Source organism: uncultured Methanobrevibacter sp. (assembly GCF_946184425.1).
In the GTDB taxonomy this organism is placed as follows: Archaea; Methanobacteriota; Methanobacteria; order Methanobacteriales; family Methanobacteriaceae; genus Methanocatella.
This window is the reverse complement of the sequence record NZ_CAMHFP010000067.1, coordinates 1-7,428: the sequence shown is the minus strand read 5'-3', so window position 1 is coordinate 7,428 and position 7,428 is coordinate 1. Positions and strand designations below refer to the sequence as shown.

At 32.7% G+C, this 7,428-nt stretch carries 7 protein-coding genes; 6 read left to right on the top strand and 1 reads right to left on the bottom strand.

Annotation, left to right across the window (positions count from 1 at the left end; all coding sequences use genetic code 11):
* The first annotated feature begins 205 nt into the window (after window positions 1-205).
* Window positions 206-1,000: an HAD family hydrolase gene (locus Q0P94_RS10120; protein ID WP_295116250.1), complete on the top strand. Its 795-nt coding sequence runs from the start codon at window positions 206-208 to the stop codon at window positions 998-1,000.
* A gap of 92 nt (window positions 1,001-1,092) precedes the next feature.
* On the opposite strand, the gene Q0P94_RS10115 is transcribed toward Q0P94_RS10120, so the two are convergent.
* Window positions 1,093-1,806 (bottom strand): sugar phosphate isomerase/epimerase, encoded by a 714-nt coding sequence (locus tag Q0P94_RS10115; protein ID WP_295116229.1) that lies wholly within the window; start codon window positions 1,804-1,806, stop codon window positions 1,093-1,095.
* Window positions 1,807-1,873: 67 nt separating this feature from the next.
* On the opposite strand from Q0P94_RS10115, the gene Q0P94_RS10110 reads away from it, so the two are divergent.
* The 5 genes from Q0P94_RS10110 (at window position 1,874) to Q0P94_RS10090 (ending at window position 7,288) form a co-directional block, all read left to right on the top strand.
* On the top strand, window positions 1,874-2,290 hold the full coding sequence (locus tag Q0P94_RS10110; RefSeq protein WP_295116227.1) for a PadR family transcriptional regulator: 417 nt from the start codon (window positions 1,874-1,876) through the stop codon (window positions 2,288-2,290).
* A complete protein-coding gene (locus Q0P94_RS10105) occupies window positions 2,274-3,323 on the top strand; it encodes an ATP-binding cassette domain-containing protein (protein WP_295116225.1) in 1,050 nt (349 codons plus the stop codon). Before Q0P94_RS10110 ends, Q0P94_RS10105 begins: the two co-directional genes overlap by 17 nt.
* Entirely contained in the window at window positions 3,310-4,467 is a 1,158-nt protein-coding gene (locus Q0P94_RS10100; RefSeq protein ID WP_295116252.1) for an ABC transporter permease, read from the top strand. The genes Q0P94_RS10105 and Q0P94_RS10100 overlap by 14 nt, the downstream gene beginning before the upstream one ends.
* 11 nt (window positions 4,468-4,478) lie before the next feature.
* On the top strand, window positions 4,479-5,681 hold the full coding sequence (locus Q0P94_RS10095; protein ID WP_295116223.1) for a PQQ-binding-like beta-propeller repeat protein: 1,203 nt from the start codon (window positions 4,479-4,481) through the stop codon (window positions 5,679-5,681).
* A gap of 77 nt (window positions 5,682-5,758) precedes the next feature.
* A complete protein-coding gene (locus Q0P94_RS10090; protein WP_295116221.1) occupies window positions 5,759-7,288 on the top strand; it encodes a 2-isopropylmalate synthase in 1,530 nt (509 codons plus the stop codon).
* The last annotated feature ends 140 nt before the right edge of the window (window positions 7,289-7,428 follow it).

The window sequence follows — 7,428 nt, the reverse complement described above, 5'->3', positions numbered from 1 at the left end:
TTATTTTCATCGATAACTTTAATGAAGCCTTCAACATTTTCTTTAGCTGTCATTTCTCCACTTTTAATGGAGTTTAATTTTTCAATAACGTTCATTAAAACACCTTAATAATCGTAAATTATAATATTATTATTTTATTTTTTAAGGTTTATAAAGTTGTTTTTTTTCACAAATTTTAAATATTTTTTTCATGTTATTATTAACCATGAAAAAGGCTGTTGTATTTGATAACTCCGGAACATTAATTGAGAGGTATAGGGTTATTAAAGATGTATTCAGTGGAGACATATTTACCAACATCAACTCTCTGGATTTAATAGATTCGGCTGATGCTTTGGCGTTGGTGGTTCTTCAGTTTAATACAAACAAACTCCTTAATTTAGACCCTAATACTTTAATTTCCGATGTAATAAAAGAGTATAATATTGATTTTGATGTTAGTTTCTCTACAAAACAGGTTTCAAAAGCTGAAGTTAAAGAAATTCTTGACCGTGAATCTGCCACTACAATTTCAGACATTACAGACGGCTTTGATATTTTAGGTGAGAAGATTCCTCACATGGAACTGTGCAATGGGTCCGCTTTGATTGTAGACATGGATTTGGGTCAGGTTGCATACACCATTACTTCAGCAGGCAAGTTTTTTCCTAAAGTTTTTGAAACTGTCGAAACCTTAAAATCCCGAGGAATTGAAATTTATATAGCTTCCGGCGACAGAAAGGGTGCTATTAACAGATTGGCCAACATGTTGGATGTTCCTGAAGACAATGCTTATGGAACCGTTTCAACCAGGGGAAAATGTGAAGTTGTTTCTATTTTAAAAGATGGCGGATATAAGGTCATGATGGTTGGTGATGGTCTTAATGATTTATTGGCATTTAAAAAAGCTGATGTAAGTGTTTTAACCATTGAACAGCAGGAAGAAGTGTCTCCTAAAATGATGGATAAGACAGATTATGTTATCAATGATATTTTTGAGGTCACTCAAATTGATTTCTGATTATTTTTTTTGATTTTATAACTTATAACTTATAAGTGATAACAATTAATTCAGTTATAACTTATAACTAATAACTTTAAAAAAATAATAAATTATAAGTTTTCAATAACTTTTTTACTTTTTAAGATATTATCGAAGTTATTTAACTCTATAATTGCAGTATCAATCTTTTTTAGTAAATTCAAGTCTAAAGTTCCATCACCTAATGGAATATGTGAATCTTTAACTCCATCATTATCATTTAAATGACAATAACTAATGTTTTTTAATTCAAGCATTTCTTCCAGGTTTCCACATGTATTTCCATGGCCTGTATCTATGGTCAGACTGCATCCTGTTGCTTCCTGAATCATTTCGATTTCTTCGACCTTATTTCCTAAAAACTTTTGACGAACCGGCATATTCTCAACTGAAATTTCCACGTTTGTGTTGTCCATAATTTCTCCAACACTTTCTATTGCCATTTCCAGTGCCCATTTTCTAAGATGAGGTTCATTCCTTCCAATTATTCCCGGATGTACGGTTATTGTTTTTGCCCCAATCTTTTCTGCATATTGGCCACAATAAATCATTTGGCGGACACTTTCTGCTCGAATTCCTTTATTAATACTCGCTATGTTAATGTCTACAGTGGCTGCATGCATACGAATATCTAATCCACAGTCTATAAATGGAGTATTGTCTTTTTCGTATAATGGATCTTCCGCAAGTATTTCAATAATCTCAAATTGGTGTTTTTTTGCTAGATTGATTATGTCAATTGTAGGTTCCATAAATAGCGCTAATGTTGTAAATCCAAGTTTCATATTTAAATATTAGTTTCATATATATAATAAATGTTAATATATATCAAATTTTGACATATGGTGAAATATGACTGAAGAAAAAAATATCAATAACTCTCCTGAAAAGTTAATAAAATTTTTTACTAATGGAATAACTCATAATCTGATTTTATGGATTATTTCAAAACAAACTATTCATGGTTATGGAATCATGAAGAAGCTGGATGATTTTTTTAACTTTGAGGATACGGAATGTGATTTTTCTATCAACTCCAGTAAAGTTTATCCTATATTATCCAAAATGGAGAAAAAAGGGTTAATTGTTGGAGAATGGAAAGTTAATGAAAACAATAAAAGAGTCAAGTATTATTCAATAACTGGTGAGGGGATAACAGTTTTAAATCATATTCAAAGTCACATGAAATCTATTTTAACTAATCCTTCATGGATTAATTTTATTGAAGACATGACTGGAAAGGAGATTAACAATGAAAAACGCAATTGAAACTCATGAACTTACAAAAATTTATAACAATAATTTTAAGGCTGTTAATTCTCTTAACTTAGAAATTCCGAATAAATCAATTTTTGGAATGTTAGGCCCAAACGGGGCAGGCAAAACCACAACTATTAAGATGCTTACCTGTCTGATTCAACCTACCTCTGGTTGTGCTACTGTTTGCGGATATGACGTTCAAAAAAATCCTGATGAGGTAAGAAATCTTTTGGGAATGGTTCCTCAGCAGGTAAGTCTGTATAAGGATTTGACTGTTATGGAAAATTCGCAATTATGTGCTGATTATTATGGAATTCCTGCTGATGAAAGAGATTCCCGCATTGAGGATTTGATGGAACTTGTGGATATTGAATATGCCCGAGATAAAAGGGTTGGTCAATTATCTGGGGGTCAGAAACAAAAGGCTTCACTTGTGGCCAGTCTGGTTCACCGTCCGGATATCTTATTTTTAGATGAACCGACTATTGGGCTTGATCCTACTACAAAACGTACACTATGGGATTTAATTCGTGAATTGAATGATAATGGTCATACTATTATTTTATGCTCCCATGATATGCATGAAGTTGATATGCTCTGCGATAATGTAGGTATCATCAACACTGGCAATTTGGTAGCTTATGATACTCCGCAGGGCCTAAAAGATTCTCTTTTAGAGGAAAATAAAAAGGAATTAACTGATGCATTGTCTGAAATTCACTCTGAAAATGAGGTCTCAAAATCAACTCAGGAAAAATTGGAAAATCTTAGTTTAAGAAAAATGTCATTCTTGCTTCAAAATCATGATGAGAATATTGTTTCCAATCTTCAAAATATGGATGATGTGAGAAGTGTAGAAATTGCAAGAAACGGTCGTATTAATCTAAGAATAGATGCTTTTGATGATATGGTTGTTCAAAATATTTTAAAAGATGTTATTGCTTCCGGCGGAATTATCAAATCAATTTATACTGAGGAACCTTCTCTTGAAGATGTGTTTATAAAGGCTACGGCGGAGGTGGATGAAGATGCTAGAGCTTAAGAAATTTTGGTGGATGATTAAAAAAGAATTGATTTCTCTTAAAAGACATCCTGGACGTTTAGTATCCATCATTGCATTTCCAATAATCATGATTTTACTGTTTGGTTATGGAATGGGTGGTGAAATGACAGATTTGCCAATTCTCGTCGTTTCTCAATCTGACGGTAATTTAACTGATTTAACTTTAGATACTATAAAAACTACTGAAACATATCATGTTGTGGAAGTTATTGATGATATGGATGAGGGAAAACATAGGGTGGATAATGGTGAAGTAAAAGCGGCCATTATTTTACCATCGGATTATGATGATGATTCTTCTCAGCAGAAATCGGTTACTTTATATTTGGATTCATCAGATCAGATGGCTTCACAGATTCTTGAATCTTCCACTCAGGGTATTTTTTACAGATTGTCCAATGTGGTCGCCGCTTCCCAAACAAGTGTATCCACACAAAATGCAAGTATAGAACCTTCTTTAGTTCATTCCTTAAGCAATTTTAAGGATGATATAAGTTTACATATTAACAAGATTTATGGAAATATTAAATACATCGACTTTTTAGTTCCTGCGGTTTTAGGAATGACAGTGATGTTCAGTTGTATGATGGGAATGGGTGCGACCATTGCCGGTGAAAGGGAAACAGGTGAACTTGCAAGATTATTCATGACTCCGACATCTGTTTCAACTGTAATAGGTGGTAAAATCGCAGCTAAACTTCTGATTGAATTATTTAGAGCTTTAATATTAATCGTAATGGCTATTTTACTGTTCAATGTCAGTATCAAGGGAGGAATACTGCAGACGTTTATTGTATTGGTCGTGGGTGCTTTATGTTTTGTTTCATTCGGTATTTTCTTTTCAGCAAGAACTTCCACTCAGGAGGACTATGCTCAAATAGTCATGCCGTTTTCCATGCCTATGATGTTTGTTTCAGGTGTATTTTACCCTATTGAAACCATGCCATGGATTTTACAGAAACTGGCATATGTATTCCCTTTAACTTATTTGAATGATGCAATGAGAGGAATAATGCTTAAAGGCCAAACATTGGGCGATGTATGGTTTGATTTGGTTATACTTTTAGGTTTTACTCTTCTGTTCTTTATAATAGGTGTAAAACGATTTAACAGGGATGTATAGGAGGTTTTTAAATGTATAAAAAATTGTTAATTGGATTAATTATAGCTATATTATGTATTTCTCCAATTGCTGGTGAAAACTGGAATTCTTTTGCGGGAGACTTTAATCATACTGCTTACAGAGTTGAAAATTCAGATTTTGTAACTAATCTTTGGACTTTTAACATGGAATCTCCTATTCATTCATCTCCAGCAATTTATAATGATTATATTTATGTTGTTTCCAGTGAAGGAATTTTAAAAGCTATTGATATGGAAACTGGTCAGGAAGAATGGAAAATTGATTTGGAATCTAAAACCAATTCATCACCTATAGTAAATTCCAACAGGTTATATATAGGTTGTGAAGATGGAATAAAAGTTGTAAACATCAATACTCATAAAATCATGTGGGATTATGATTGCAATGATGTTGAATCCACTCCGTTTTTCTATAAGGATGTTATTTACTTTGGAAGCGATGACGGACATCTCTTCGGTTTTGATAAGGACGGTAAAGTTCAATTAAATAAGAAATTAGATGGTGAGCTTAAGTCATCCCCGATAGTTGTCAATGATTCTATTTATATAGGTTCTACTAATGGAAAAATGTATAGCATTGGAACTGATAAGGAGAAAAACTGGGAATATACAACCGGTGATGAGATTTTATCCTCCCCTACATATGTTAACGAAACAGTTATCTTTGGCTCTACAGACGGAAGCTTATACTGTTTGGATGAAGCTGACGGATCTTTGAATTGGAAAGTAGATTTAAATAATAAAATAATTTCCTCCCCTACAGTTGATGAACATGACAACAGTGTTTTTGTAGGTTCGGATGAAGGCAATTTAACATGTATTGACGTAAGGGATGGAACTGTTAAATGGAGTCATTCAACCGGTGATAAAGTTCGCTCAACTCCTGCCTTAAAGGATAAACTGATTTGCTTTGGAAGCAATAACGGTAATTTTTATGTTTTAAATAAATATACAGGTATTGAAGAATTTACTTATAATCCTGGAACATTTTTATTTAACTCTAAAATCACATCTTCACCGGTAATTAATGGAAACAGCTTATTCTTTGGCGATGATTCTGGATATATGTATTCCTTAAACTTAGAAAAACATGAGGTTCCAGGTTCAGTCCAATTATTTTATTCAATAGCTGTTTTAATTGTAATTTTAGCGGTTTTCGTTATTGTTGTAAAAAAAATTAAAGGTAGGAAATAGTTTTTATTTCTTATCTTTTTTTAAAAGTTTTATTTGTTGAAAGACAAAATTATATTATTCAATCTGGATGTATTTAAATGAAGAATATTGAAGTTCTAAAAAATGACGATATGAATTTGGCCGATAAGATTTATATTTTTGACACGACTTTAAGGGACGGCGAACAAACTCCTGGAGTTGCTTTAACAGTCGATGAAAAAATGCAAATTGCTCAAAAGCTCAACAATTTGGGTGTTGATAAAATTGAAGTTGGTTTTCCAGCCTCTTCAAAAGGTGAAATAGAGTCTGCTAGAAAAATTAACTCTTTGGATTTGGATTCTACTTTAGTTGGTTTGGCACGTTCACTTAAAGGGGATATTGATTCAGTTATTGATTCGGATTTGGATTATGTTCACACCTTTATAGGTACTTCCCCTCTGCATCGTGATTATAAACTTAAAATGTCTAAAGAAAAAATCATCGACACTGCTGTCAGTGCTGTGGAATATGCAAAAGACCATTGTCTGACTGTAGAATTTTCAGCTGAAGACGGCACTCGTACTGAAAGGGATTTTTTATTTGAGGTTTTTAATGAAGTTGTTGATGCCGGAGTTGATTTTTTAGATGTTCCCGATACTGTCGGTGTTTTAACACCTGTTTTAACACGTGAATTGATTACAGACATTAAAAATAATTTTTCCACTCCAATCAGTGTTCATTTTCACAATGATTTTGGGTTAGCTACAGCTAATTCTTTAACTGCTTTGGAATGTGGTGCCAATCAGGCTCATGTAACTGTAAATGGATTGGGTGAGAGAACTGGAAACTGTTCTCTTGAAGAATTGGTAATTACTCTTAAAGTTGCTTATGGTATTGATTTGGGATTGGATACAACAAGATTATACAGTTTATCCAATTTGGTTGGTCGTTTCACCGGTGTGAAAATGCCAGTTAATAAGCCTATTGTAGGTGATAATGCTTTTGCTCATGAATCCGGCATTCATGTTCATGGTATTTTAAATAATGCAAATACATATGAACCTATGTCTCCGGAACTTGTTGGTCATTCCAGACGTATTGTTTTGGGTAAACACACAGGTGCCAATGCATTAAAATCAAAACTTAAGGAATATCACATTGACCTGAATAAAGAACAATTTTGTAAAGTTTTTGATGAAATCAAGTCTTTGGGCGATACAGGAAAAACTGTCACAGATGATGATTTGATAGCTATTGCTACTATTGAATTAGGTGCAGCTCGTGAAACTCCTATTGTCCTTAAAGGATTAAGTTTATCTTCAGGATCAAATGTTTCCCCTACGGCTACTGTAAAATTGGAAATTGATGGTGAAGAAAAAGAAACTGCTAACATTGGAGTTGGTCCAATTGATGCTGCATTAAATGCTATTAAATCGTTAATTCAGGATTCTATTGATGTGGAACTTGAAGAATATAATCTGGAAGCTATTACTGGCGGTACTGATGCGTTAGCAGAAGTATTTGTAATCAGTTCTGATTCTCATGGAAATAAATCTACCGGAAGGTCCACCAATCAGGATATTGTCATGGCAAGTATTTTGGCTGTTCTTGATTCTATTAATAAGTTGCTGTTAATTCAACGTGCTTAATAATTTTTTTTATTTTTTTATTTTTCTAAGAATGATGAGTTTAGTTATATTCATTTAAATTTATTTTTATTCTATTTTATTTAATATTTTTTATTTAAGATACTAATTGTTCATAAATTTTTAATTTATTTATATAATAC